Origin of the sequence: Paractinoplanes pyxinae, from assembly GCF_026626335.1 — a bacterium.
In the GTDB taxonomy this organism is placed as follows: Bacteria; Actinomycetota; Actinomycetes; order Mycobacteriales; family Micromonosporaceae; genus Actinoplanes; species Actinoplanes pyxinae.
The window spans coordinates 280,121-305,589 of record NZ_JAPNTZ010000003.1; the positions used below are offsets into that span (position 1 = coordinate 280,121).

16 protein-coding genes are annotated in these 25,469 nt (G+C 71.2%); 9 read left to right on the forward strand and 7 right to left on the reverse strand.

Annotated features, from left to right (window positions below; translation table 11 throughout):
- Window positions 1-64: 64 nt before the first annotated feature.
- From OWR29_RS09310 to OWR29_RS09320, 3 genes are all read right to left on the reverse strand, one after another.
- Complete coding sequence (locus OWR29_RS09310) at window positions 65-1,384, reverse strand: hypothetical protein (RefSeq protein WP_267562171.1); 1,320 nt, start codon at window positions 1,382-1,384, stop codon at window positions 65-67.
- The gene (locus tag OWR29_RS09315) at window positions 1,381-2,277 is read right to left on the reverse strand and encodes a glycosyltransferase family 2 protein (RefSeq protein ID WP_267562172.1); all 897 of its coding nucleotides are present in this window, start codon (window positions 2,275-2,277) and stop codon (window positions 1,381-1,383) included. Before OWR29_RS09315 ends, OWR29_RS09310 begins: the two co-directional genes overlap by 4 nt.
- A 120-nt stretch (window positions 2,278-2,397) precedes the next feature.
- Window positions 2,398-4,380, reverse strand: coding sequence for a DUF4082 domain-containing protein (locus OWR29_RS09320; protein WP_267562173.1), 1,983 nt, complete (start codon window positions 4,378-4,380; stop codon window positions 2,398-2,400).
- A 303-nt stretch (window positions 4,381-4,683) separates the two neighbouring features.
- On the opposite strand from OWR29_RS09320, the gene OWR29_RS09325 reads away from it, so the two are divergent.
- From OWR29_RS09325 to OWR29_RS09345, 5 genes are all read left to right on the forward strand, one after another.
- Entirely contained in the window at window positions 4,684-5,463 is a 780-nt protein-coding gene (locus tag OWR29_RS09325) for a WecB/TagA/CpsF family glycosyltransferase (protein WP_498371630.1), read from the forward strand.
- The gene (locus OWR29_RS09330) at window positions 5,460-6,425 is read left to right on the forward strand and encodes a glycosyltransferase family 2 protein (RefSeq protein ID WP_267562175.1); all 966 of its coding nucleotides are present in this window, start codon (window positions 5,460-5,462) and stop codon (window positions 6,423-6,425) included. Before OWR29_RS09325 ends, OWR29_RS09330 begins: the two co-directional genes overlap by 4 nt.
- Window positions 6,422-9,595, forward strand: coding sequence for a N,N-dimethylformamidase beta subunit family domain-containing protein (locus OWR29_RS09335; protein WP_267562176.1), 3,174 nt, complete (start codon window positions 6,422-6,424; stop codon window positions 9,593-9,595). Before OWR29_RS09330 ends, OWR29_RS09335 begins: the two co-directional genes overlap by 4 nt.
- A gap of 10 nt (window positions 9,596-9,605) precedes the next feature.
- Complete coding sequence (locus OWR29_RS09340; RefSeq protein WP_267562177.1) at window positions 9,606-13,733, forward strand: DUF4082 domain-containing protein; 4,128 nt, start codon at window positions 9,606-9,608, stop codon at window positions 13,731-13,733.
- A gap of 116 nt (window positions 13,734-13,849) precedes the next feature.
- A complete protein-coding gene (locus tag OWR29_RS09345) occupies window positions 13,850-14,335 on the forward strand; it encodes a CAP domain-containing protein (RefSeq protein ID WP_267562178.1) in 486 nt (161 codons plus the stop codon).
- Window positions 14,336-14,390: 55 nt separating this feature from the next.
- Here the strand turns inward: OWR29_RS09345 and OWR29_RS09350 are convergent, their stop codons facing one another.
- The 3 genes from OWR29_RS09350 to rfbA form a co-directional block, all read right to left on the reverse strand.
- The gene (locus OWR29_RS09350; protein WP_267562179.1) at window positions 14,391-15,887 is read right to left on the reverse strand and encodes a sugar transferase; all 1,497 of its coding nucleotides are present in this window, start codon (window positions 15,885-15,887) and stop codon (window positions 14,391-14,393) included.
- A gap of 246 nt (window positions 15,888-16,133) precedes the next feature.
- A complete protein-coding gene (locus tag OWR29_RS09355; protein ID WP_267562180.1) occupies window positions 16,134-16,763 on the reverse strand; it encodes a dTDP-4-dehydrorhamnose 3,5-epimerase family protein in 630 nt (209 codons plus the stop codon).
- Window positions 16,760-17,632 (reverse strand): glucose-1-phosphate thymidylyltransferase RfbA, encoded by an 873-nt coding sequence (gene rfbA, locus OWR29_RS09360; RefSeq protein ID WP_267562181.1) that lies wholly within the window; start codon window positions 17,630-17,632, stop codon window positions 16,760-16,762. The genes OWR29_RS09355 and rfbA overlap by 4 nt, the downstream gene beginning before the upstream one ends.
- A 46-nt stretch (window positions 17,633-17,678) precedes the next feature.
- On the opposite strand from rfbA, the gene rfbB reads away from it, so the two are divergent.
- The 3 genes from rfbB to OWR29_RS09375 are packed head-to-tail and all read left to right on the forward strand — an operon-like array spanning window position 17,679 to window position 22,185.
- Window positions 17,679-18,647 (forward strand): dTDP-glucose 4,6-dehydratase, encoded by a 969-nt coding sequence (rfbB, locus tag OWR29_RS09365; protein ID WP_267562182.1) that lies wholly within the window; start codon window positions 17,679-17,681, stop codon window positions 18,645-18,647.
- Window positions 18,647-19,480, forward strand: coding sequence for a dTDP-4-dehydrorhamnose reductase (gene rfbD / locus OWR29_RS09370; RefSeq protein WP_267562597.1), 834 nt, complete (start codon window positions 18,647-18,649; stop codon window positions 19,478-19,480). Before rfbB ends, rfbD begins: the two co-directional genes overlap by 1 nt.
- 53 nt (window positions 19,481-19,533) lie before the next feature.
- Window positions 19,534-22,185 (forward strand): hypothetical protein, encoded by a 2,652-nt coding sequence (locus OWR29_RS09375; RefSeq protein WP_267562183.1) that lies wholly within the window; start codon window positions 19,534-19,536, stop codon window positions 22,183-22,185.
- Here the strand turns inward: OWR29_RS09375 and OWR29_RS09380 are convergent.
- Entirely contained in the window at window positions 22,182-22,775 is a 594-nt protein-coding gene (locus OWR29_RS09380; protein ID WP_267562184.1) for a hypothetical protein, read from the reverse strand. The genes OWR29_RS09375 and OWR29_RS09380 overlap by 4 nt on opposite strands.
- Before the next feature lie 200 nt (window positions 22,776-22,975).
- Between OWR29_RS09380 and OWR29_RS09385 the strand changes: the two genes are divergently transcribed.
- A complete protein-coding gene (locus OWR29_RS09385) occupies window positions 22,976-25,306 on the forward strand; it encodes an ATP-dependent Clp protease ATP-binding subunit (RefSeq protein ID WP_267562598.1) in 2,331 nt (776 codons plus the stop codon).
- The last annotated feature ends 163 nt before the right edge of the window (window positions 25,307-25,469 follow it).

A 25,469-nucleotide genomic window follows, 5' to 3' on the forward strand; every position in this document is an offset into this window, starting at 1 on the left:
GTTCAGTGTCTTCGCCCGTCCGCGATCCCCGCAAGGCTGCGAACGGTTGCCCGGCCATCGGCCGTCAGGGTTGGATTCGGTAGATGTGATACGAGAACTCCTTGTCGAACGTGTCCGTGATGGACCCGCCCTGAACGGGCACCGAACGGTTCTCGAACAGCACCTCGGCCGAGCTCGCGGCCAGTTCGGTCGGCAGCGACAGCGTCTGCTCGCCGGTGCCACCGGTGCGCCCGGGCATGGCGAAGATGTAGTACGACCCGTCGTGCGCCTTGAGCATCGTGTCGAGATCGGAATTGAAGTCCCAGCGGTACGACTGGGTGTTGAGCACGGGGGCCAGGCTGGTGATCCGGCGGTTGAGCTCGGTCACCCCGGGCCGCACCGCCGTGCCGCAGCCGTCGCGCAGCACGTGCTGCGAGATGCACGGCCCGCCGAAGTTGTGGTTGAAGTAGAGGATGCCGCGGGCCTCGTGGATCAGCGAGCTCATCGTGGCCCCGGCGATCTGGTCGGCGGTGATGGTGGGGGCGTCGGCCTCGCTGAACGGGTGCCCGACCTCGATGAACGCGTACACCGGCTGGAGCTTGCCGTCGGTCGCGTCGAGCTCGCGCATGCGGTCCATGGTGAGCCCGTAGTTGGCGGCCCGGCGGCAGTTGTCCTTCTCGACGCCGAGCCGGGCGCCCTCGGAGCTCGACGTGCACACGTTGGGGTCGGTGTACCAGTATATGTCGTTGGACACCGCGGTCGTGTACTCGTTGACGAACCGGGCCGCCTCGTCGTCGCTCTGCCAGAACATGACACCTTTGCCGAAGTTGGCGTAGCGCATCCGGCCGTCATCGGCCGGCAACTTGCCCGACAGCTGCTTCAGCACGTCGAAGCCGCACGACTTGCCCCGGGAGCAGATGTCGCCCTCGCCCGGGAATTTGCCGCTCCAGGTGCCGTCGCCCGGACCGCCCCACATGTCGACCTCGTCGTTGAGGAGCCAGGCGGTGGTCTCGCCGCCGGCGTCCTTCCGGATCTCGGTCATGGCGTGCATGCCGCCGCGTTTGACGACCTCCATGTTCGAGGTGCTGGTCAGCATGACGTACGTGTTGAGGCCGGCCGCCTTGTCCTTCGCGACGTCGGCCGGGGCCTGCACGCTCTCGTACCAGACGCCGAGCGGGAAGAACTCGGGGTCGTCCCAGCCGGCCGCCTTGGCCTTGGCGAACTTCGCGTAGTACGACGGCCCGCCCTCCCACGGCACACGGGCCGTGGCCAGCGCGGCCGACCCGGCGGCCTCGGCGCTCGGTTCGCTCGCCGCCACCGAGGGCGCCCGCGGCTCGTCCTCCGCCGTGCACGCGGCCGTCAGGGTCAGCGTGGCCAGCATGGTCAGGGCGAGCCGGCGTCTCATGGCGCAACCTTGTCGGTGTCGTCGGCGGGGGAGCGGGGCGCGGGCACGCGTACGGGCTGGGCCGCGCGGCCCCAGCCGGAGCGCACGTCCCACGACGGCGAGCGGCGCTTGCGTTCGGCCAGCAGCACCACGGCGACGTAGACCACGGCGGCGGGCGCCAGCCACGGCCGGCGCAGCACCACGTCGCGCAGCCAGGACGTGGAGTCCGCCTCGGCCGGCGCGGCCACCACGCCCGGGTTGGCGCCTATGTAGCGCTCGAATTCGGCGTTGCCGTCGCGAGCGCGGGCCACCCGGCGGATGAGGTCGCCGGTCGTCCGAGGGGCGGCCACGCGTACGGAAATGTCGATCTCGGTTTTCTCGGCCGGAGCCACGACCGCGTCCAGGAACATGTCGTCGGCGGTTATCGCGGGGAACCGGTCGAACCGGGACCGGGCCCGCGACGAGACGGCGATGACGCCGCGCCCGAACAACCGCCCGCGGAAGACCGGCAGCCGGGCGTTGACCGCGTAGAACGCGCGCACCGGCCAGGTGCTGCCCGATGCGTCGACGGCCGGGCGGGGCACGGCGGCCTCGGTGCCGGGCCGGCCCACCGCCTCGGCCAGCTGCCGCACGAGGGACGGCGAGGCCGGGACGTCGGCGTCCAGATACACGCGGACGTCGCCCGTCGCGACCTCGTCGGCCGCGTTGAGGGCGGCCGTCTTGGAGGGTGTGGCGATCTCGAGCACCCGGACGCCGAAGCCGCGGGCCACGTCGGCCGTGCGGTCGATGCAGCCGTTGGCGGCGACCAGGATCTCGATGTCGGGGCCCGAATCGGGACTGTCGGTCAATGCGGACAACGTGGCGCGGATGCCTGCCTCCTCGTTGAAAGCGGGCACGATGACGCTTATTCGCACGCCGTGGATGCTTCCGGCCCCGCCGGTGCGCAACAACCGGTCGAATGGACGAGGCGCTATCCCATAGTCGACAGTCCTCGCCGACGATCGAGCGCCCGTCCACTTCGGAAGGCCCGATGTCTAGGGCGTGATTTTGTAGATGTGGTAACTCGACTCCTTCGCGAAGGTGTCCTGCAGCTTGCCGCCCGAGATGGGCACGCTGCGGTTCTCGAAGAGCACTTCGGCGCTCGTCCCGGTCAGCCCGGGCGGCAGCGTCAGGGTCTGGCTGCCCGTGCCGCCGTCGCGCCCCGGCATGGCGAAGACGAAGTGCGAGCCTTCGTGGGATTTGAGCATCGTGTCCAGGCCGGCGTTGAAATTCCACGCGTACGACTGGGTGTTGAGCACCGGCGCCAGCGTCGCGATCCGGCGGTTGAGCTCGGTCACGGCCGGGCGCACGGCCTTGCCGCAGCCGTCCCGCAGCACGTGTTGCGAGATGCAGGAGCCGCCGAAGTTGTGGTTGAAGTAGATGATTCCCCGCGCTTCGTGGATGAGGGAGTTCATCGTGGCCCCGGCGATCTGCTCGGCGGTGATGGTGGGCGCGTCGGCCTCGCCGAACGGATGCCCGACCTCGACGAAGGCGTACACCGGCTGGCGCTTGCCGTCGGCCGCGTCGAGCTCGCGCATGCGGTCCATGGTGAGCCCGTAGTTGGCCGCCCGGCGGCACTTTTCCCTGGCCACCCCGGCGCTGGGACCCTCGGAGGGCGAGCCGCAGACGTTGGGGTCGGTGTACCAGTAGATGTCGTTGGACACGATGCTGGTGAACTGGTTGACGAACGCCGCGGCCTCGGCGTCGGACTCCCAGAACATGACGCCCTTGCCGTAGTTGACGTAGCGCAGCCGGGTGTCGCCGGGCAGGCCGGCCGAGATCCGGCGGAGCACGTCGTATCCGCACGGCTCCTTGGTGGCGCAGACATCGCCCTGGCCGGGGAACTTCCCGGTCCATTGGCCGTCGCCCGGCCCGGCCCACATGTCGGGCTCGTCGGTCAGCACCCAGCCCACCGACTCGTCGCCCCGGCTGCCCGACTCCCACGAGGTGAGCGCGTGCATGCCGGCCTTCCGCACGGTGGCGAGGTCGGAATTCTCGGTCAATTCGACGTACGTGTTGATTCCGGCGGCCTTGTCGGTGGCTGCATCCTCGTCACCGAGCACGCTCTCGAACCACACGCCGACCGGGAAGAATCCGGAATCGGTGAAACCAGCCTTGGCCGGTGCGAAACGGCCGTAGTACTCCGGGCCGCCCTCCCACGGCACGCGGGGCAGATCGAGCCCCACCGGCTGGGCCGGCGGCGTCGTGGGCGTCGAAGGGGACGACGGCGTAACGCTGGGCGTGGGGCTGGGAACCGGGCTGGGCGCCGGGCTGCTGCTCGGGGCCCGGGTCGTGGTCGCCGGGGCGGTGGGCGGGGCCGAGCCGCCCGGCTGGAAGACGACGTCCACCCAGTAATTGCTGGCCTTCCAGCTCGACGTCGGATGCCGAGTCGGCCCGTACGCGAAGACGCCCGCGCCGACCGTGCTGATCGGCCCGGCCTTGGCCGTGCGGCCGGCGAAGTAGTTCTCCGAGGCCCGGTAGCGCGTGGTCTGGAAGGAGACGGTGTAGTCCCGGCCCGGGTCGATGCGCAGCGGCTGGGCCAGCGCGACCTGCTGCCAGCCGGCCGGGGACTCGCCGGCCGAGGTGGCGCCGGCCAGGCGGCGGCCGGAACCGGACCACACCGTCACCCGGTGGGCGCCCCGGTCGCCGCTCGCCTTGAGGAAGCGCACGGCCGTCAGCGTTCCCGCGCGGCTGGAGCGGAACTTGAGGCCGAGCTCCACCGGCACGGTGTCGGGATCGGTGGCGACCTTCGACACGTCGGTGCCGGTGAAGAACGAGTACGTCTCGGGCTGGGTGGTGACCGCGTTCGCCGTCACGACGGTGGCCGCGGCCAGCATGAGCGCCGCGCCGGTGGTGAACAGCAACCGCCCGCGCCGGCCGCCGCGCACGTGGCGCCCGGGGTGCCCGCGGTGCCCGCGGTGCCCGCGGTGCCCGGACCGGGAACGGATCTCTTCGGCGGATTCCTGACTGTTCCGCACAGTTCAACCCCTCAAGGAATGAATTCTTCATTTGCGACAAGGCGACTCGCCAACCATTTCCGCAAGCGACCGTACGCAGGTGAAGGCCGCTGCCCAAGACACTTAAAGGTCTCTTGTGGAAACGTGCCAAGATCCCCATTCGGGCCCGCCCGGAATGCCTGACCGCCGCTCAGCAACCGGTCGAACGGAGGAGGCGCTATCGCATGGATGACAGAGGCGACGGCCGTTTGACTCTTTGTCCACAGGAGAAGCGCCGATAGGTTCCACGATGTGAAGGACTCTCAGGCGAGGCCCCGAACCATTGTGTCGCAGGCAAATCGGGTCACGTTGGGCGGTGTCCAATTTGACCGGCTGACCGAGGATGAGGTGAATGCGCGCGTTCTAGCGGAATTGGCGGACGGCAATGGTGGGCAGATCATCACCCCCAACGTGGACATTCTGCACCGTGTCGTGCGGGATGCGGATTCACGCCACCATGTACGGGCATCTTCCATCGTTGTCGCGGACGGAAAACCGATCGTCTGGGCCAGCCGGCTGGCCGGTGATCCCTTACCGGCCCGCGTGGCCGGCTCCGATCTGATCTGGAGTCTTTCGGCCACCATGGCCGACGCCGGCCGGTCGGTCTATCTGCTCGGCGGCGAGCCCGGCACCGCCGATCAGGCCAAGCACGTGCTGCGCGACCGCCTGCCCGCCCTCAAGGTCGCCGGCTGCCTGAGTCCGTCCTTCGGCTTCGACACCCGCGCGGACGAGTACGCCGCGGTCTGCGACGAGGTGGTGGGGGCCGCCCCGGATGTGGTCTTCGTCGGATTCGGCTTCCCCAAACAGGAAAGGGTCATCGCCCGGCTGCGCCCGCGCCTGCCGCAGACCTGGTTCATGGGCTGCGGCGCGGCCATCGGCTTCGTGGCCGGCGTGCACTCCCGGGCCCCGGGCTGGATGCAGGACAGCGGCCTGGAGTGGGTGCACCGGCTGTATCGGGAGCCGCGCCGCCTGATGCGCCGCTATCTCGTCGACGACGCGCCCTTCGCCCTCCGTCTGCTCGCCGGCAGTGCCCGCGAGCGTCTTCGCAAAGGATCGGCCCGATGACCCGCCCCGACGTCTCCGTCGTCATCGTCTCGTACAACACCCGCGAGCTCACGCTGGACGGGTTGAAGAAGCTGTTCGACAGCCGCACCGGTGCTGTCGACTTCGATGTGACCGTGGTCGACAACGCGTCCACCGACGGCTCGGCCGACGCCATCGCGGAGGCCTTCCCCGAGGCGAATCTGTTGCGGCTGAACGAGAACGTCGGCTGGGGCCGGGGCATCAACCGCGGCGTGATGGCCAGCACCGGCCGCTACGTGCTGTTCCTCAACCCCGACGCGGCGCCGGTGGGCCACCCCGTCGACGAGTTGTTCCGGTTCGCCGAGCAGCATCCGCGGAACGGCATCTACACCGGCCGCACCCTGCACGCCGACGGCACCGACGACATGTACTGCTGCTGGGACCTGCCCAGCCTGCGCAGCTACGTCGGCTTCGCCACCGGGCTGGGCTCGGTGATCGGGTGGTTCAACCCGGAAAGGCTTCCCGCGTACGACCGGCAGAGCGTCCGCGAGGTGCCGGCGGTCTCCGGCTGCTGCATGTTGGTCGAGCGCGACCTCTTCGAGCGGCTCGGCGGTTTCGACCCGGTCTTCTTCCTGTACAGCGACGACATCGACCTCTGCACCCGGGCCGCCGCGCTGGGCGCTCGCCCGGTCGTGGTGCCCAGCGCCGCCGTGACCCACATCGGTGGCGCTTCGTCCAGCTCCGAGGGCCAGCGCGTCCGGATCCTGCGGGGCAAGGCCACCTACGTACGCCGGCACTGGTCGCCCGCCAAGGCGCGAGCGGGCGTGGGCCTGCTGACGGCGGGCGTGGGCCTACGCGCCGCCGCCTCGGCCGTGCTCGGCCGCGAACGCTCCCGCGGCGCCGACTGGACGGTCATCTGGCGCGAGCGCCGCACCTGGCGGGCCGGCTGGCCCGAGGTCGACGAGCCGCGTCCCCACCTTCAGGCGACACCGACTGCCATGTGAGGCGGTACACCATGCCCAAGCCGTTGCGGTCCCTTCTCGTCCTCGTCCTGGTCGCGGCCGGCCTGCTCGTGCCGTCCGCGGCCGCGGCGGCCGATCCCTGCGCCCCGCTCGTCAATCCGGTCGCCTGCGAGAACAGCAAGCCCGGCACGCCCTCCTCGACCTGGGACGTGTCCGGGTCGGGCAGCGCGGCCATCCAGGGCTTCGCCACCGACATGAGCGTGAACGTGGGTGGCACGCAGCGGTTCAAGGTGAAGACCACGGCCACCTCGTACCGGCTCGACATCTACCGGATGGGCTACTACGGCGGGGCCGGCGCGCGCCTGATCACCACCGTGAACCCGGTCGGCCGGCAGACACAGCCCGATTGCCTCACCGCCCCCACCACCGGGCTGGTCGACTGCGGCAACTGGGCCGTGTCGGCGTCGTGGACCGTGCCCGCCACGGCCGTCTCGGGCATCTACTTCGCCCGGCTGGTGCGCACCGACGGCACCTCCGGGGCGAGCCATGTGGTCTTCGTCGTCCGGGACGACGCCAGCCGCTCCGACCTGGTGTTTCAGACCTCGGACACGACGTGGCAGGCCTACAACCAATACGGCGGCAACAGCCTCTACGTCGGATCGCCGGCCGGGCGGGCCTACAAGGTGAGCTACAACCGGCCCGTCACCACCCGCGGCACCGGATCGGAGGACGCGGTCTTCAACGCCGAGTACCCGATGGTGCGCTGGATGGAGGCCAACGGCTACGACGTCAGCTACATCTCCGGCGTCGACACCGACGCCCGGGGCTCGCTGCTGACCAACCACAAGGCGTTCCTGTCGGTCGGCCACGACGAGTACTGGTCGGGGCGGCAGCGGGCCAACGTCGAGGCGGCCCGGGACGCGGGCGTGCACCTCGCCTTCTTCAGCGGCAACGAGGTGTTCTGGAAGACCCGCTGGGAGAACTCGATCGACGGCTCCGGCACGCCGTACCGCACCCTGGTCACGTACAAGGAGACGCACGCCAACGCCAAGATCGACCCGACCGCGGAGTGGACCGGAAGCTGGCGTGACCCGCGGTTCAGCCCGCCGGCCGACGGCAACCGCCCCGAGAACGGGCTCACCGGCACGATCTTCAAGGTCAACGCGGGTACGGTGAACCTGCGCGTGCCGGCCGCGGACGGCAAGATGCGGTTGTGGCGCGGCACCACCGTGGCCACCCAGGCCGCCGGGGCCACCGCCACCCTGGGCACCGGCACGGTCGGCTACGAGTGGGACGAGGACGCCGACAACGGCTTCCGGCCGCGCGGGCTGATCAAACTTTCCACCACCACGGCCAGCGGCCTCGACGTGCTGCAGGACTACGGTTCGACGTACGCGACCGGCAGCGCCACCCACAACCTGACGCTCTACCGCGCGCCCAGCGGCGCGCTGGTGTTCGGCGCGGGCACGGTCCAGTGGTCGTGGGGCCTCGACAGCGTTCACGACCGGGGCTCGGGCGCCGCCAGCACCCCGATGCGGCAGGCCACCGTCAACCTGTTCGCCGACATGGGCGCGCAACCGGGCACCCTGCAGTCCGGCCTGACCGCCGCCACGGCCTCCACCGACACCACCGGGCCGAGCGCGGTCATCACCTCCCCGGCCGCCGGGGCAAGCGTGCAGGCCGGGTCGCCGGTGACGATCGCGGGCACGGCCACCGACACCGGCGGCGGCGTGGTCGGCGGGGTCGAGGTCTCCACCGACAACGGCGCCACGTGGCACCCGGCCACCGGCCGGGCCGGTTGGACGTACACCTGGAAGCCGAAGGTCAGCGGCCCGGCCACGATCCGGGTGCGGGCGGCCGACGACAGCGCCAACGTGGGCGCGGACGCGACCGCCGGCGTCACCGTGGGGGCGCGCTCGTGCCCGTGCAGCATCTGGGGCTCGGGCGTCACACCGGCCGGGGGCGCCGACCCCGACACCACCGGGACCGAGCTCGGCACGAAGTTCCGGGCCGACGTGGCCGGCCGGGTCACCGCGATCCGGTTCTACAAGCACTCGGCCAACACCGGCACCCACGTCGGGCACCTGTGGACCGCCTCGGGCACGCAGCTGGCCTCGGTCACCTTCACCGGCGAGACAGCCTCGGGCTGGCAGCAGGCCAATCTCTCGACGCCGGTGACGCTGACCGCCGGGACGACGTACGTGGTGTCGTACTATGCGCCCAACGGCCGCTATGCCGCCGATTCCAACTACTTCCTGATGCAGGGCTACGACAACGAGCCGCTGCACGCCCTGCGCGACGGGGCCGACGGCGTCAACGGCGTCTACCGGTTCGGCACCGGCTTCCCCACGCAGGCCTGGGAATCGGCCAACTACTGGGTCGACGTGGTGTTCAGCCCCGGCGGCGGCACGCCCGACACGACCGCTCCCACCGTCGTCACCCGTACGCCGGCCTCGGGCGCCACCGGCGTGGCCCGCACGACGACGGTGTCGGCGACCTTCAGCGAGCCGGTCAGCGGGGCCGCGGTCAGCATCGCCGGTGTCCCGGGAAGCACGACGTACAACGCCGCCACCTCGACCGCGACCTTCACGCCGTCGGCTCAACTGGCCGCCTCGACGCAGTACACGGTCACGGTCAGCGGGGCTCAGGACGCGGCCGGCAACGCCATGGCGAGCACGTCCTGGTCGTTCACCACGGCGGCGAGCACCCCCTCGGGCTGCCCGTGCTCGATCTGGGCCGCCACGGCGACGCCGGGCACCCCGGCCGACCCGGACACCGATCCGATCGAGGTGGGCACCAAGTTCCGCTCGGACGTGGGCGGTCAGGTGACGGGTGTGCGGTTCTACAAGGGCAGTGGCAACACGGGCACCCACGTGGGCCACCTGTGGAGTGCGACCGGCACCAGCCTGGGCACGGTCACGTTCACGGGCGAGTCGGCGAGCGGCTGGCAGACGGCCACGTTCGCCACCCCGGTGACGATCAGCGCCAACACGACGTACGTGGTCTCGTACTACGCCCCCGCCGGCCGGTACTCCACCGACACCGGCTACTTCGCGACCTCCGGGGTGGACAACGGCTCGCTGCACGCCCTGCGGGACGGCGTGGACGGGGTCAACGGGGTCTACCGCTACGGGTCCGGCGGCGGGTTCCCGTCCGCCAGTTGGCAGTCCAGCAACTACTGGGTCGACGTCCTGTTCATTCCGGCATCCTGAGGGGCCTCATATGCGCAAACGGCCGCTGTTGCTCGTGCTCTGCCTGGCCCTGGTGGCCACGTTCCTGACCGCCCCGCAGGCGGCGATGGCGGCCGCCTGCCCGTGCTCGATCTGGGCCGCGACGGCGGCGCCGGCCAACCCGGCCGAGCCCGACACGGCGGCCGTCGAGGTGGGCGTGAAGTTCCGCTCCGACAACAACGGTTTCGTCACGGCCGTACGGTTCTACAAGGGCAGCGGCAACAGCGGTACGCACATCGGCCATCTGTGGAGCGCCGCCGGGGCCAACCTGGGCACGGTCACATTCACCAACGAGACGGCGACCGGCTGGCAGACCGCCACCTTCGCGGCGCCGATCGCCGTCACGGCCAATACGACGTACATCGCCTCCTACTACGCGCCCAACGGCCGGTACGCGGCCGACGACAACACCTTCGCCGACGCCGGTGTCGACAACGCGCCGCTGCACGCGCTGCGGAACGGCGTGGACGGCGGCAACGGCGTCTACCGGTACGGATCCGGGGGCGGGTTCCCGACCAACACGTGGCTGTCGGCCAACTACTGGGTCGACGTGGTGTTCACCGACAACGGCGTGGACACCACCCCGCCGTCCGTCTCGGCCACCAACCCCGCCTCCGGGGCCACCGGGGTGCCGGCGACCACCACCGTCAGCGCCACGTTCAGCGAGGCGCTGCAGGCGGGCTCGGCGGCCCTCGCGGTGGGTGGGGTGACCGGGACGTCCGCGTACGACGCGGCGGCGCGCACCCTCACGTTCACGCCGTCGGCCGCGCTGGCCGCGTCGACGAGCTACACGGCCACCGTCAGCGGCGCCCGGGACGCCGCGGGCAACACGATGACCCCGTACAGCTGGAGCTTCACCACCGCGGCGCCCAACGGGGCCTGTCCGTGCACGATCTGGGCGCCGACCGCCACCCCGGCCACGGCCGCCGTCGCCGACAACTCGGCGGTGGAACTGGGCGTGCGCTTCCGCAGCAGCACGGCCGGTTTCATCACCGGCCTCAAGTTCTACAAGGGCACCGGCAACACCGGCACGCACACCGGCGGCTTGTGGACCAGCACCGGCACCCGGCTGAGCACGGTGACCTTCACGGGGGAGTCGGCCACCGGCTGGCAGACCGCCACCCTGCCCAGCCCGGTCGCGGTGACGGCCAATACGACGTACGTGGCCTCGTACCACACCGACACCGGCTTCTACTCCGCCACGGCCAACGGCCTGGCCACCGCCGTCTCGCGGGGCCCGCTGACCGCCCTGGCCAACGCGGCGAACAACGGGAACGGTCTTTACCGGTACGGGGCCAGCGCCTTCCCGAACAGCACCTACCAGGCCACCAACTACTGGGTCGACGTCGTGTTCAACACGGCGGCCACCGACACCACCGCGCCGACGCTGTTCGCCCGCTCACCCGGCGCGGGCGCCACCGGCGTCGCGACCACCGCCCCGATCACCGCCACCTTCAGTGAACCGGTGACCGGCGCGGCCGTCGCGGTGGCCGGTGTCGCCGGCGCCACGGCCTACAACGCGGGCACCAACACCGTCACCTTCACGCCGTCGGCCGCGCTGGCCAACTCCACCGAGTACACGGTCACGGTGAGCGGCGCCCGGGACCCGGCGGGCAACCTCATGACCCCGGTGACGTGGACGTTCTCGACCGCCGCGCCGCCCCCGCCGCCACCCGACCAGGGGCCCGGCGGTCCGATCCTGGTCGTCAAACCCAGCGGCGCCGGCTTCACCCCGTTCCTGGCCGAGGTGCTGCGCACCGAGGGCCTCAACGAGTTCACCACGGCCGAGCTGCCCACCGTCACGGCGGCCACGCTCAGCCAGTACGACGTCGTGCTGCTCGGTCAGACCCCATTGACCGCCGCCCAGGTCGCCATGTTCGGCGCGTGGGTGACCGGCGGCGGCAACCTCATCGCCTTCAGACCCGACAAACAGCTGGCGGGGCTGCTCGGGCTGACCAGCACCACCGGGACGCTGGCCGAGGGCTACCTGAAGGTCGACGCGACGACGTCGCCCGGCACGGGGATCACCGACCAGACCATTCAGTTCCACGGCGTCGCCGACCGCTACACGCTGGCCGGCGCGCGGGCGGTGGCGACGCTCTACTCGACCGCGACCGCGACCACCACCAACCCGGCGGTGTCGCTGGCCGACGTGGGCCCGGCGGGCGGGCAGGCCGCGGCCTTCACGTTCGACCTGGCGCAGTCGCTGGTGCAGACGCGCCAGGGCAATCCGGCCTGGGACGGGCAGGACAGGGACGGCTCGGGCCCGATCCGCTCCGACGACCTGTACTTCGGCGGCGCCTCACCGGACTGGGTCAACCTGGCCAAGGTGGCCGTCCCGCAGGCCGACGAGCAGCAGCGCCTGCTGGCCAACCTGATCGGGGCGATGAACCTGGACCGCAAGCCGCTGCCGAAGTTCTGGTACTTCCCGCGCAGCCTCAAGGCGGTGGTCGTGGGCACCGGCGACGACCACGCCACCGGCGGCACGGCGGCACGGTTCAACCAGTACAGCGCCAACAGCGCGGCCGCCTGTGATGTCGCGGCCTGGCAGTGCAACCGGTTCACCTCGTACGTCTTCCCCGACACCCCGCTTTCCAACAGCCAGGCCACGGCGTACCAGGCGCAAGGTTTTGAAGTGGCTCTGCACCTCAACACCGGGTGCTCCGACTACACGCCCTCGTCCATCGCCAGCACCCTCACGGGTCAGCTGACGACGTGGCGTACGAAGTACAACTCCGTCAGCGCGCCGGTCACCAACCGCACGCACTGCATCGTGTGGTCGGACTGGTCGTCGCAGGCCTCGGCCGAGGCGGCGAGCGGGATCCGGCTCGACACGAACTACTACTACTGGCCGGGCAGCTGGGTGGCCGACCGGCCCGGGTTCATGACCGGCTCCGGCATGCCGATGCGGTTCTCGGCCAAGACGGGCGGGCTGCTCGACATCTATCAGGCGGCCACCCAGATGACCGACGAGTCCGAGCAGAGTTATCCGTACACGGTCAATTCTCTGCTCGACCGGGCACTCGGAGCCGAGGGCTATTACGGCGCGTTCACGGCCAACATGCACACCGATCAGGGCACGACGTACGACAGCGACCAGGTGCTCGAGTCGGCGCGGACCAGGGGAGTGCCGGTGGTGAGCGCGCGGCAGCTGCTCACCTGGCTCGACGGGCGCAACGGATCGTCGTACTCGGGAATCTCGTGGTCGGGAACCAATCTGGCCTTCACGGTGAACGTGGGCGCCGGCGCGACCGGGCTGACCGGCATGGTGCCGACCCTGGGTGCGGGCGGCAGCGGTCTGACCACGCTGGCCCGCGCGGGCGTGGCGGTTCCCTTCACTCGTACGGTCGTGAAGGGCGTCGAGTATGCGATGTTCACGGCAGCACCGGGCGCCTACACGGCCACGTACGGCACCACCGCCACGCCGGTCGCTCCGTCCCGGCGAGTCGCGGTGGCACCCGACAGCCGCGCCCCTGGGACCTCTGCGGCCGCTGTGGTGCCGCAGGCCGACGGCACCGCCGCGGTCAGCTGGACCACCGACGAGCCGGCGGCCGGAACGCTGCTCGTCGGCACCGATCCGGCCGCGCTCAAGGAGTGGCCGGCCGACCGTGGCGGCCGCCGGCACCGGGCCGTGGTGACCGGGCTCGAACCGGCCACCACGTACCACTACCGGGTGCGCAACACCGATCCCGCGGGCAACGTGACGGAATCGCGGACCGGAACCTTCGTCTCCTCGGCGTCCGGCGTGGCCGACCACACCGCCCCGCAGTGGCGAACCGGTGCGGGCCAGGGTGTTTCGGTCACCAGTGACGGGGTGCGGCCCAGCCGGGCCAGCGGGGCTCTGGTCTCGCGGGTGCTCGACGCCGGGCAGATGGTCACCTGGGACAGGCTGAGCTATCAGGGTTCCGGGCTGCGGGTGCTGATGCGGACGGGAAGCACGAGCACGCCCGGGGCGTCCTGGACGGGCTGGACGGCCGTGCGGGACGGCGGCCGGGTGGTCGGCACGTCGCGATACGCGCAGTACCGGGTCGAACTGACCTCGTCCCGGGCGGTCTTCCGAGGGCTGAGCATCACCTCGGACGCCAAGCCGCTGGGTCACCCGACTGAGACCGGCCGATAGCCAACCGACTGGCAACCGAAGGGCAGCGGGGTAGCTACCAACTCCCCGCTGCCCGGGCCGAACTTGAACGGTGAGAGCCCCGGTAGCCACCGGGACCGCTTACCGGAAGGCAGTCGATGCGTTCTTCGATCACCAAGCGTCTGGCCCTGATCGCGATGATCCCCGCCACCCTGCTCGTCGTGATCGCGTTCGCCTCGTCCGCCCAGGCCGCCGTCACCGGCACCGCCAAGCTGCAGAGCGACATCGCGACCCTGACCAACGCGCAGCGCGCCGCCCACGGCTGCAAGGCCGTCGTCGTCAGCCCGGCCCTCACCCGCTCGGCCATGGGCCACAGCGCCTACCAGGCCCGCACGAACACGATGAGCCACGCCGGCGCCGGCGGCTCGACCTTCATCACCCGCACCATCGCGGCCGGCTACAACCGCCCGCAGAGCGAGAACGTGGCCTTCGGCTTCGGTTCGGCCGCCGCCGTCGTCAACGGCTGGATGGCCAGCCCGGGTCACCGCGCCAACATCCTGAACTGCAAGGCGATCGCGGTCGGCGTCGGCGTGGCCTACTCGGCCAACGGCACCCCGTACTACACCCAGGAGTTCGGCTACTGATGTCGTGACGAAGGGCCCTCACCCGAATCGGGTGAGGGCCCTTCTCTCGTTTCGTTCAGTACGCGCCAGAGCTGCGGGCGACCGCGCTGGCCGTGCGGGCCAGGATGGCCAGATCCATGGAGAGCGACCAGTTCTCGACGTAGGTCAGGTCGAGCCGGATCGACTCCTCCCACGACAGGTCGGAGCGTCCCGACACCTGCCACAGCCCGGTCAGGCCCGGTTTGACCACCAGCCGCCGCAGCATGTCGGACGGGTAGCCGGCCACCTCGCGAGCCAGCGGCGGCCGCGGGCCGACCAGCGACATGTCGCCCTTCACCACGTTCACCAGCTGCGGCAGCTCGTCGAGGGACAGCCGGCGCAGCCACTTGCCGACCGGCGTGACCCGGGGGTCGTTGCGCATCTTGAACAGCTCGCCGTCGGTGTCGTTGAGGTTGCGCAGCTCGGTCAGGCGCTGCTCGGCGTTCACCACCATCGTGCGGAACTTGTACAGCGTGAACAGCCGCCCGTCCTTGCCCACGCGTTCCTGCCGGAAGATGGCCGGACCGCGGCCGCCGGGGCCGAACATGACCAGCGCGGCCACCACGACCAGGGCCGGGGATCCGAGCACCAGCAATGTCAATGCGCCGACCCGGTCGAAGACCGCCTTGACCCAGCGGGCGCTGCCCTTGAGGCGCGGGTGGTCGACGTGCAGCATCGGCAGCCCGTCGACCGGGCGGATCGTGGTGCGGTCGCCCGCCACGTCGACCAGCGTGCTGGCCACGATGAGGTCGATGTCGTCCCGCTCGAGCTGCCAGGCCAGCCGGCGCAGGGCGGCGCCGTCGATCTCGGGGCAGGCCAGCACCACCACGGTGTCGGCGCCGGCCCGGCCGACCGCGGCGGCGACCCCGTCGAAGGTGCCGTAGACCGGCGGCATGCCGGCGTCGAATGTGGACCGGCCGGCGCCGGGCGGCAGGCAGGCGCCGATGACGCCCAGGCCGTGGTGGCGTTCCCGGCGCAGCCGGCGGGCCATGTCGGCCACGGCCTGGGCGTGACCGACCAGGATGACCCGGTGCAGCCGCTCGCTGCGGGCCCAGGACCGGTGCAGCCGCTGCCGCATGGCGTAGCGCGCGATGAGATTGACCGCGACCACCAGCGGAATCACGACAATGACATATCCGCGGGCCAGACGAAGGTCGAACGTGAACGAAACAATGGCCAGGCCGGCGGTCAGCGCCAAACCGGAACGGAAAACTCGGGCGTATTCGTCGGTGCCGACGAAAAGGTGCCTGGTCTCGTAGGCCCGATTGAACGCCAGGCAGGCCACCCAGACGGCCGGGAAAAGAAAAGTGACCAGCAGGTAGCCGCCGATGAGCGGTTCCTTCACCGGCGATCCGAAGCGCACGAGCAGCGCCGAGGAGGCGGCGCCGAGGCCCACCACGGCATCGATGAGCAGCAGCGTCCGGACGTACCGGCTCTGCCAGCCGCCCCGGGCGCCACCGGGTGGAGCCCCGGCTTTGAGCTGGGTGTTCCTTGCGGCGAGGTCGAGCGTCGCTGCCGATCCGACTGTCTGCACGGGTTGCCTCCGTCGTCGACCGAGCCTGATCCGTGTCCGGGCGGTCACTGCCCGGGCACTCTGCTGACTCTGGCAACCCGCGGACCTGGGCGGTACGCCCTTCCGTGCGATGCGAATTGACGGATCGGATGATTCTGACAACCGTTCGCGTCCAATGTGTTCAGATCGGACTATCGGCATTACCGGCGCACACCGTGGCGCAATAGGCGGCCTTACCGGCGCGCTTACTACAGTGAATGCCGGTGGTCAATCATCTTGGGCGGATGAATGACTGTCGTGAAGGTGACGAAGGCTTTTCACATACTCGTTGCATTCTTCATGGGTCGGTAGCAAGCCGGTCGCGCGAGCCTCCGCCAGGGACGGCGCAGCACTGTCCTTCGTGGACAACCGCGGCGTCGCCGTCGGCCAGACGATGCCCAGCGCTGGATCGAGCGGATTGACGCCGTGCTCGTGCCCCGGACGGTAGGTGCTGGAACACAGATAGGCCACGGTGGCGCCGTCGCTCAGCGCGCAGAACGCGTGCCCCAGCCCTTCGGCGAGGTACACCGCCCGCCTGTCCTCGTCGTCCAGGCGCACGGATTCCCAGGAGCCGAACGTGGGCGAGCCGACCCGCAGGTCCACCACCACGTCCAGGACGGCGCCGGTGACACAGGTGACGTACTTGGCCTGACCCGGTGGCACGTCGGCGAAGTGGATGCCCCGCACGACGTCGCGGGCCGACGTGGACAGGTTGGCCTGCCGCAGATCGAGCGGGTGCCCGACCGCGGCGCCCAGCGCGTCGAAGCGGTACCACTCCAGGAAGACGCCGCGGTCGTCGCCGTGCTGGGTGGGTGTCACCTCGTACGCGCCCTCGATGCTCAACGGGCGGATCTTCACCGCAGGCCGCCTTCCAGAAGCCGGACCAGATAGTCGCCGTAGCCGCTCTTGCGCAGCGGCTCGGCCAGTTCGCGCACCCTGTCGTCGGAGATGAAGCCCAGCCGCCAGGCCGCCTCCTCGACGCAGCCGATTTTGAGGCCCTGCCTCTCCTCGATGACCCGGACGTACTCGGACGCCTGCACCATCGACTGGAACGTGCCGGTGTCGAGCCATACCGTGCCCCGCTCGAGGACCGTGACGTCGAGGCGGCCCTGACGCCGGTACTCCTCGTTGACCGCGGTGATTTCCAGTTCGCCGCGGGCGCTGGGCTCGAGCTTGTCGGCGATCGCGACCACGTCCGAGTCGTAGAAATACAGGCCCGGTACGACGTACGTGCTCTTCGGCTTCTCCGGCTTCTCCTCGATGGAGACGACCCGGCCGTCGCCGTCGAACTCCACCACGCCGTACCGCTCGGGATCGGCCACCGGGGTGGCGAAGACGCGCCCACCGGCCGGTTCCCGGAAGCGGGCCAGCTGCCGGCCCAGGCCGACGCCGTGGAAGATGTTGTCGCCCAGGATCAGCGCCACCGGCTCGTCGCCGATGAAGTCGGCGCCGATCCGGAAGGCCTGGGCGATGCCGTTCGGTTCCGGTTGTCCGGCGTACGACAGAGACAGCCCGAGCCGGCTGCCGTCACCCAGCAGACGCTGGAACTGAGGCTGGTCCTCGGGTGTCGTGATGACCAGGATCTCGCGGATCCCGGCCGACACCAACGTGGTCAGCGGGTAGTAGACCATCGGCTTGTCGAAGATGGGCATCAGCTGTTTCGACGTCGCGATGGTAAGGGGCCAGAGTCGCGAGCCGGTTCCCCCGGCGAGCAGAATTCCGCGCACCAGCGAAGGTTACGCAGCGCTGCCACCGTGTCTACACTCGCCAGCCGTGCACATCTTCGTGACCGGTGGTGCCGGTTTCATCGGATCGGCCTATGTCCACGCCCTCCTTTCCGACGATGCCGCTACGGCCGGCATTACTGTCCTCGACTCACTGTCCTATTCGGGCAATCGTGACAACCTCCCGCAGACTCATCCACGGCTGCGGTTCGTTCAGGGGGATATCACCGACGACCACCTGTTGCGGGAGCTTCTTCCCGGCCACGACGTGATTGTCCACTTCGCGGCCGAATCGCATGTTGATCGGTCGATTGCGGGAGCGATGCCTTTCGTACGCACAAATGTGCTCGGCACCCAGGTTTTGCTCGATGCGGCCCGGGCTGCGGGGGTTGGCCGCTTCGTGCATGTGTCGACAGACGAGGTGTACGGGTCGATCGACGAGGGCTCGTGGACCGAGAAATGGCCGCTGGCCCCGAATTCGCCCTACGCCGCGTCGAAGGCGGGCTCCGACCTGATGGTGCTGGCCGCCCACCGTACGCACGGATTCGACGTTGTCGTGACCCGTTGCTCCAACAACTACGGTCCGCGGCAGTTCCCCGAGAAGGTGATCCCGCTGTTCGTCACCAACCTGATGGACGGCAAACCCGTTCCGCTGTACGGCGATGGCGCGAACGTGCGGGACTGGCTGCACGTCTCCGACCACTGCCGCGGCATCCAGCTGGTGCTCGAGAAGGGCCGGGCCGGCGAGGTCTACAACATCGGCGGCGGCACCGAGCTGAGCAACCGTGAGCTGACCGGCCGCCTGCTCGAGGCGTGCGGCGCCGGCTGGGAGATGGTCCGCCCGGTGGCCGACCGCAAGGGCCACGACCGCCGCTACTCTCTGGACATCACGAAAATCAGCGAGGAACTGGGGTACGCACCTCAGGTGAGCCTGGACGAGGGGCTGGCCGCCACGGTCGCCTGGTACCGCGACAACCGGGCCTGGTGGGAACCGCTCAAGGCGCGGGCGGCCGCCTGATGCGCTGGCTCATCACCGGGGCCGGCGGCATGCTCGGCCAGGACCTGCGGGCGGCCCTGGCCGAGGCGGGCGAACGGGACGTGCTCGCCTGCACCCGGGCCGAGCTCGACATCACCGACCCCATCGCGGTGCGGACCGCGGCCGACGGCGGGCGGTTCGTCCTCAACGCCGCGGCGTGGACGGACGTGGACGGGGCAGAGAGCGACGAGAAGTCGGCCACCGTGGTCAACGGGGACGCCGTGCGAAATCTGGCCGCCGCCGCGGGCCGCCGCCTGATCCACCTCTCGACCGACTACGTCTTCGACGGGCAGGCGACCACGCCGTACGCCGAGGACGCCCCGACGGCTCCGGTCAACGCGTACGGCCGGAGCAAGGCCGCGGGCGAGCGCCACGTCCTCGACGCCGGTGGGTACGTGGTCCGGACGGCCTGGCTGTACGGGGCGCACGGCCCCAACTTCGTGCGGACGATGCTGCGGCTGGCGGGGGAGCGGGACACCCTCGACGTGGTGGACGACCAGACCGGCCCGCCTACCTGGTCGTGGCTGCTGGCCCGGCAGGTGGTCGCGCTGGCCCGCTCAGGGGCCGCCCCGGGCGTCTACCACGGCACGGCGGCCGGCTCGACGACCTGGTTCGGTCTGGCCCAGGCGGTCTTCGCCGAGGCCGGGCTGGACCCGGCCCGGATCCGCCCGACCACCAGCGACCGCTTCCCGCGCCCGGCCCGGCGCCCGGCTTACAGCGTTTTGTCGCACCGGCGCTGGTCCTCGTCCGGTGTGGCCCCGCTGCCCGATTGGCGCCCGACGCTCACCCGGGCGATGCCGGCGCTGCTGGCCTGACCTCGGTCGTTCGGACCTTTCACCACGGCCGGGGTCTCTCTACGATCGGTTCGGTGCAGCCTGCCCGTGACCCCGAGCTCGACACCGAGTGGCAGCTCGGGTGGCTGAACGATCAGGCGGTGGTCTCGTCCCGCTCGGCGCCGGCCGTGTCGCACGCCGTGGTGTGGGGTCCGGCCGAGCACGATCCGGTCGCTGGCGGGCGCGCGGTGGCCACCGGGCAGGCTGGTCCGGTTCGCGTCGAGGTTGACGGTTTACACCGTTCGTACTTTTGCCGGTTGGCCGACGGCACCCGTGTCTTCGTGCCCGGGCTGCCTGGCGCCACCCTGCCCGCCGAGCAAGAGCTGGCCCGGCGCGCCGGAAGCCCGGAGCGGGTGCTGGTGCGGCACCCGTGGCGGGCCGCGAGCTCCCGGCTCGACTTCAGCACCCCCGTGCGCGGCACCGAGGTGCGGCGTGAGGTGCGCAAACTCGCCCCGACAGCGGTGGCCGGCGAGGACGGCGAGCCGATGGTCGAGGCCCCGACCGAGGTCGAGCCGGACGACGATGTCGCCGTCGTCGACGACCCGGCCCTGCTGGCCGCGCTCGTTGCCCTCGACCGGCCGCTCGAGACGGTGGCCTTCGCGGATCGCCTCGAGATCGAAGAGACGTGGGAGTCGCCGCACGGCAGCACCTCGCGGACTTTCCTGGTCGCCCCCGGCCGGGCCCTCGACGACCCGGACGGCCGGGTCCCGCTCGATCCCGGCGCCGCGCTGGCCGTCAAGCTGCCGAGCGGCGGGACCATCCACCGGGACGTCTCGGTCGACAGCCTCGGCCACTTCTTCGACACCGCCCGCGCCACCGGCTGTCCCGGCTGCGGCCGCGTCTACGGGCCGTGCTGCCGCGACGTGGCCCGGCTGTTCGCCTGCGAGACCTGCAACCGCCCGGCGTGCGGCCTCTGCCGGGACGGCGTGGCCGGGCCGGACACCCGCTGTGCCCGGTGCGGCGACACGTCCTGTCACGCCTGCTCGCGGGAGCTCGTCGTCGAGGCGTGCCAGGTGTGCGAGCGGGACGTGTGCCGCACCTGCCGCGACGACACGCTCTGCCTCACCTGCCGGGCGCTGGCCCCGGGATCGGCCGCCGACCTGCCCGAGGAGCTGGGCGCACACGGCCTGACCGTGCTGACCGCGACCGACGACGGCGGCACGGTGGCCGTGCTGACCGGCTCGCACCGCCGCGAGGTCGTGCTGCTGAACGACGACGGCATCGAGCGCTGGACCACCGCGGCCGACGACCCCCTGCTACCCCTGCGGATCGCCGCGGCCCGCCTGGCCGGCGCGGGCGACGTCGACGTGCACGCCCTGCCCGAGCAGCACTGCCCGCCCGCACCCCGCGACTGGCTGCCGATCGACCGGACGAGCGGGACGACCGTGCACTGGGCGGTGACGGCCGGCGACACCCGCGAGGCCGGCACGTTCGACCCACCGCCGGCCACCGACGGCGCCGTGCCGGACGAGTCGCTGCAGGCCGAACTGGCCACCCTGATGTCGGCCGGCGCCGCACCTGCCCGCTCGTCAGCCCACCTGCCGGAGGCGGCCGTCCCGCCGTCCGGAGCCCGGCTGGTGGCCTGCCGGATGCGGACCGAGGACCTGACTGCGGTGGAAGCCCGGGGTCTCGTACGCCGGACGGCCTCGGGCCCCACCACCTCGGAGACGGTCGCCGAATGGCAGGCGCCCAGCGAGAACGTGTGGTGGGCCGAGGCCGACTGGAACCCGCAGCCCGAGGTGGTGTCGCGGGCCCGGCTCGGCGAATGGGAGGCGGTGCTGGCCCGGGTCGGCGCCCACGCGCTGCTGGGCGTCCGCCGCGACGCCGGGGAGCCCGCCTGGCACCGGATCACGGCCGAGCCCGGCGACCTCACCCGCGCCCTGGTCGGCGCGGCCCTGGTGGCGCCCGGCGTCACGGCCTCGGTGACCGCGCTGACCACGGCCGACCAGTTCACCGGCATCACGCTGGCCGGCGCGACCAGGCTGCACCGGCGCCTCTGGTACGCCGGCGTCGTGCAGCCGCCCGGCGAGGAGGAAGTGCTACCCGCCGACGCCCAGGCCGCCGTCGCGCCCGGCCCGCCCGCCACCGCCCCCGCCGCGGAAGACGGCCTGCCGGAGCCGCTGGCCGCCGACCTGACCAGGTTTCTGGCCGCCCACCCGACCCGCACGGCGCACGTGGCGATCGGCCTGGAGGTCGAAGAGGTGTGGGCCCTGCCCGACGGCGTCCAGCTGCAGATCACGTACGAGGTGCCACCCGGCGAGACCCAGGGCCACGTGCCCGACGCGGCCACCGGCGACCAGCTGGCCGAGGCCTACGTGTGCCGCAGCCACCACCTGGCGGCCAGCGTCCGCTCCTGCGCCACCTGCCTGACCCCCACCTGCCGGGCCTGCGACGACGGCGCCACCCCGTGCCCCCTCTGCGGTGGCCCGGTCTGCGGCCGCTGCACCGCCACCCCCGACGGCCGCTGCCGCGCCTGCGCCGGCATAGCCAAGGTCAGCGTGCTCTCCCGCGCCCGCTACGGCGCCACCCGAGGCGACACCGTCTGGCACGGCGAGGCCCCCAACGTCCAGGTCACGATCCGCCGCCTGCACGACGAGTGGACCCTGGAACGCCAGGACCACGAGGGCACCGTGACGTTCCCCCTGACCGAGCCCGCCCTGACCCACGTCCGCACGCTGCTGCCTTAGACCACCAGCAGCGCGTCGAGGGTGCGGCGGGCGGTGGGCAGCGCGCTGCGCAGGCTTACGGTTCGGAGCTCCCGGCCGAGCAGGCGGGACGCGTCGCGTACGCGGGGATCGAAGTTGTTCTCGCCGGCGGTGAGGGCGGCCTCGATGCGGGTCCACAAGTGCCAGGTGTCGTCGTCCAGCAAAAGGCGGGCGGCCTGGTCGAGGGCGGCGCAGGTGATGTCGACGGCGGCCTCCTCGCCCAGGTCGGCCACCCAGGACAGTTCCTCGGCGGCGGGCTTCAGGGCCGGCGACTCGTGTTCGACTGTCGCGTAGAGCATGGCCAGCACAGTGTCCAGGCCGGGGGAGCCGGTTGGGTAGCGGCGGGCGAGGTGGGCGGCCCGGCCCAGGGGCAGGTCGACCGCCTCGCGGGTGTCGCGGACGCGGGCGTGGAACGGGCGCTGTTCGCGCTGGGCGAACACGGCCGGGCGGTGGCCCTCGGCGAGCAGGCGGGCGGCGACCGAATAGGCCACCCCGAGCTGGGCCGCGAGGGCTCGGACGGCGCGGCGGCGGGCGCGGTCGGGTACGGGGTGACGGTGCTTGGTTCCGGTCATCGCGGGCCTCCCTTGCCGCCATCGTAGGACGGGCGGCGTTATGGTGAGGGGGCAGCGCGCCTGCACGAGCGTTGCGCGGCTCCCCACGCGGGCTGCGCGATCACGCCAAGAGGCTTCGACTCAGCGCATCTCACCCGGCACGCGATGATCCGCGTCTATCGGTGGGGTGCGTGGGCCCTCGCCGCGAGGACGTGATCGTCGTGTTCGAACGCTTCACCGACCGTGCCCGCCGAGTCGTCGTGCTGGCTCAGGAAGAGGCGCGGCTGCTCAACCACAGCTACATCGGCACCGAGCATCTGCTGCTGGGGCTGCTGCACGAGGGCGAGGGCGTCGCCTCACGGGCGCTCGGCAGCCTGGGTGTCACCCTTTCCGCCGTACGGGAAAGGGTCGAAGAGAAAGTCGGCCTGGGCGCCTCGTCGCCGGGCGGGCACATCCCGTTCACGCCGCGCGCCAAGAAGGTGCTCGAGCTGGCGTTGCGCGAATCGCTGCAGCTCGGCCACAACTTCATCGGCGCCGAGCACATCCTGCTCGGGCTGATCCGCGAGGGCGAAGGCGTCGCGTTGCAGGTGCTGGGGGCCAACCCTTCCCGCGTACGCGAAAAAGTGCTCACCCTGCTGTCGGCCTCACCCGAACCCGAGCCGGCCGCCGTGCCCACCACCGCCTCGGCCCTGCTCGACCAGTTCGGCGAGAACCTGACCCGGCGCGCCCGTGACGGCGAGCTCGACCCGGTCATCGGCCGCGAGCACGAGATCGAACGCGTCCTGGTCGTGCTGTCGTGCCGGATGAAGAACAACCCGGTGCTGCTCGGCGAGCCCGGTGTTGGCAAGACCGCGATCGTCGACGGCCTGGCCCAGCGCATCGCCCGCGGCCAGGTGCCCCCGTCGCTGGAGGACAAGCAGGTCTACACGCTCGACATCAGCTCGCTGGTGGCCGGTTCGCGCTACCGCGGCGACTTCGAGGAACGGCTCAAGAAGGTCGTCAAGGAGTGCCGCACCCGCGGCGACATCATCCTGTTCATCGACGAGATCCACCAGCTGGTCGGTGCGGGCGCGGCCGAGGGCGCGATCGACGCCGCCAGCATCCTCAAGCCCATGCTGGCCCGGGGCGAGCTGCAGACCATCGGCGCCACGACCACCACCGAGTACCGCAAATACTTCGAGAAGGACGCCGCCCTGGCCCGCCGCTTCCAGGCCGTCACGGTCGAGGAGCCGACGAACGCCGAGGCCATCGAGATCCTCAAGGGGCTGCGCGACAAGTACGAGGCCCACCACCGCGTCTCGTACAGCGACGAGGCGCTGGTCACCGCCGTGACGCTGGCCGACCGGTACGTCAACGACCGGTTCCTGCCGGACAAGGCGATCGACCTGGTCGACGAGGCCGGCGCCCGGGCCCGGGTCCGGCGGCTGACCGAGGCCGGCCGTGAGTCCGAGCTGGCCGGGCTGCGCCGGGCCAAGGAGTCCGCGATCGACGCTCAGGACTTCGAGCGGGCCGCCCGCCTGCGCGACCAGGAGAAACACGTGAACGACGGGACGATCGAGATCGACCGGGACCAGATCGCCGAGGTGCTGGCGACGTGGACCGGGGTGCCGGTGCACCGCCTGACCGACCAGGAGGCGGCCCGCTTGCTCGGCATGGAGGAGGAGCTGCACAAACGGGTGGTGGGTCAGGACGCTGCGGTCGGCGCGGTGTCGCGCGCCCTCCGTCGTACGCGGGCCGGGTTGAAAGATCCTCGCCGGCCGGCCGGGTCGTTCATCTTCGCCGGGCCCAGCGGCGTCGGGAAGACCTCGCTGGCCCGGGCGCTGGCCGAGTTCCTGTTCGGCTCGGAGGACGCGCTCATCCAGCTCGACATGTCGGAGTTCCAGGAGACGCACACGGTGTCGCGGCTGATCGGGGCGCCGCCCGGCTACGTCGGCCACGACAACGGCGGCCAGCTGACCGAGAAGGTGCGCCGCAAGCCGTTCTCGGTGGTGCTGTTCGACGAGATCGAGAAGGCGCACCCCGACGTCTTCAACGCGCTGCTGCAGATCCTCGAGGACGGCCGCCTGACCGACGGCCAGGGCCGGGTCGTCGACTTCAAGAACACGATCGTCATCCTGACCAGCAACCTGGGCACGGGCCAATCGGCGGCGGTCGGCTTCGGCAGCCGGCGCGAGCACCGGGTGACCGAGGCGCTGAAGGACCACTTCCGCCCGGAATTCCTGAACCGCATCGACGAGACGATCGTGTTCCCGCAGCTGAGCGAGCCCGAGGTCCGGCGCATCGTCGACGTGATGATGGCCCGCGTCGAAACCCAGCTGCGGGCCAAGGGCATCACGGTCGAACTGACCCCGGCCGCCCGAGAGTATCTGGCCCGCCGCGGCTTCGACCCGGCGATGGGGGCCCGCCCCCTGCGCCGAACCATCCAGCGCGAGGTCGAGGACGCCCTGGCCGAGCAGGTGCTCACGAACGCCGTGCGTCCCGGCGACCACCTCCAGATCGACGCCGAGGGCGACGGACTCTCCTTCCGCAAGCAGATGGAGGCTGCCCACTGAAAGCCGCCACGGTGCGCGGACGCTTGCCCTCGAAGCCCCCACATGGGTTCAGCGCCGCGCACCGAGGCCGCGAAGGAGCGGAATCGAGCTGGGTGAGCCTGGATCGCTCCCACGGGAGCCGGGCGGGCTCGGCGGGGTCGCGGTGGGTCTCTCGTACGTCGCG

Bases quoted from the DNA above. Each gene is read 5' to 3' on its own strand.
- rfbD (WP_267562597.1), top strand. From the start codon at position 18,647: ATGCGCTGGCTCATCACCGGGGCCGGCGGCATGCTCGGCCAGGACCTG.
- OWR29_RS09380 (WP_267562184.1), bottom strand. From the start codon at position 22,775: ATGACCGGAACCAAGCACCGTCACCCCGTACCCGACCGCGCCCGCCGC.
- OWR29_RS09330 (WP_267562175.1), top strand. From the start codon at position 5,460: ATGACCCGCCCCGACGTCTCCGTCGTCATCGTCTCGTACAACACCCGC.
- OWR29_RS09345 (WP_267562178.1), top strand. From the start codon at position 13,850: ATGCGTTCTTCGATCACCAAGCGTCTGGCCCTGATCGCGATGATCCCC.
- OWR29_RS09340 (WP_267562177.1), top strand. From the start codon at position 9,606: ATGCGCAAACGGCCGCTGTTGCTCGTGCTCTGCCTGGCCCTGGTGGCC.
- OWR29_RS09310 (WP_267562171.1), bottom strand. From the start codon at position 1,384: ATGAGACGCCGGCTCGCCCTGACCATGCTGGCCACGCTGACCCTGACG.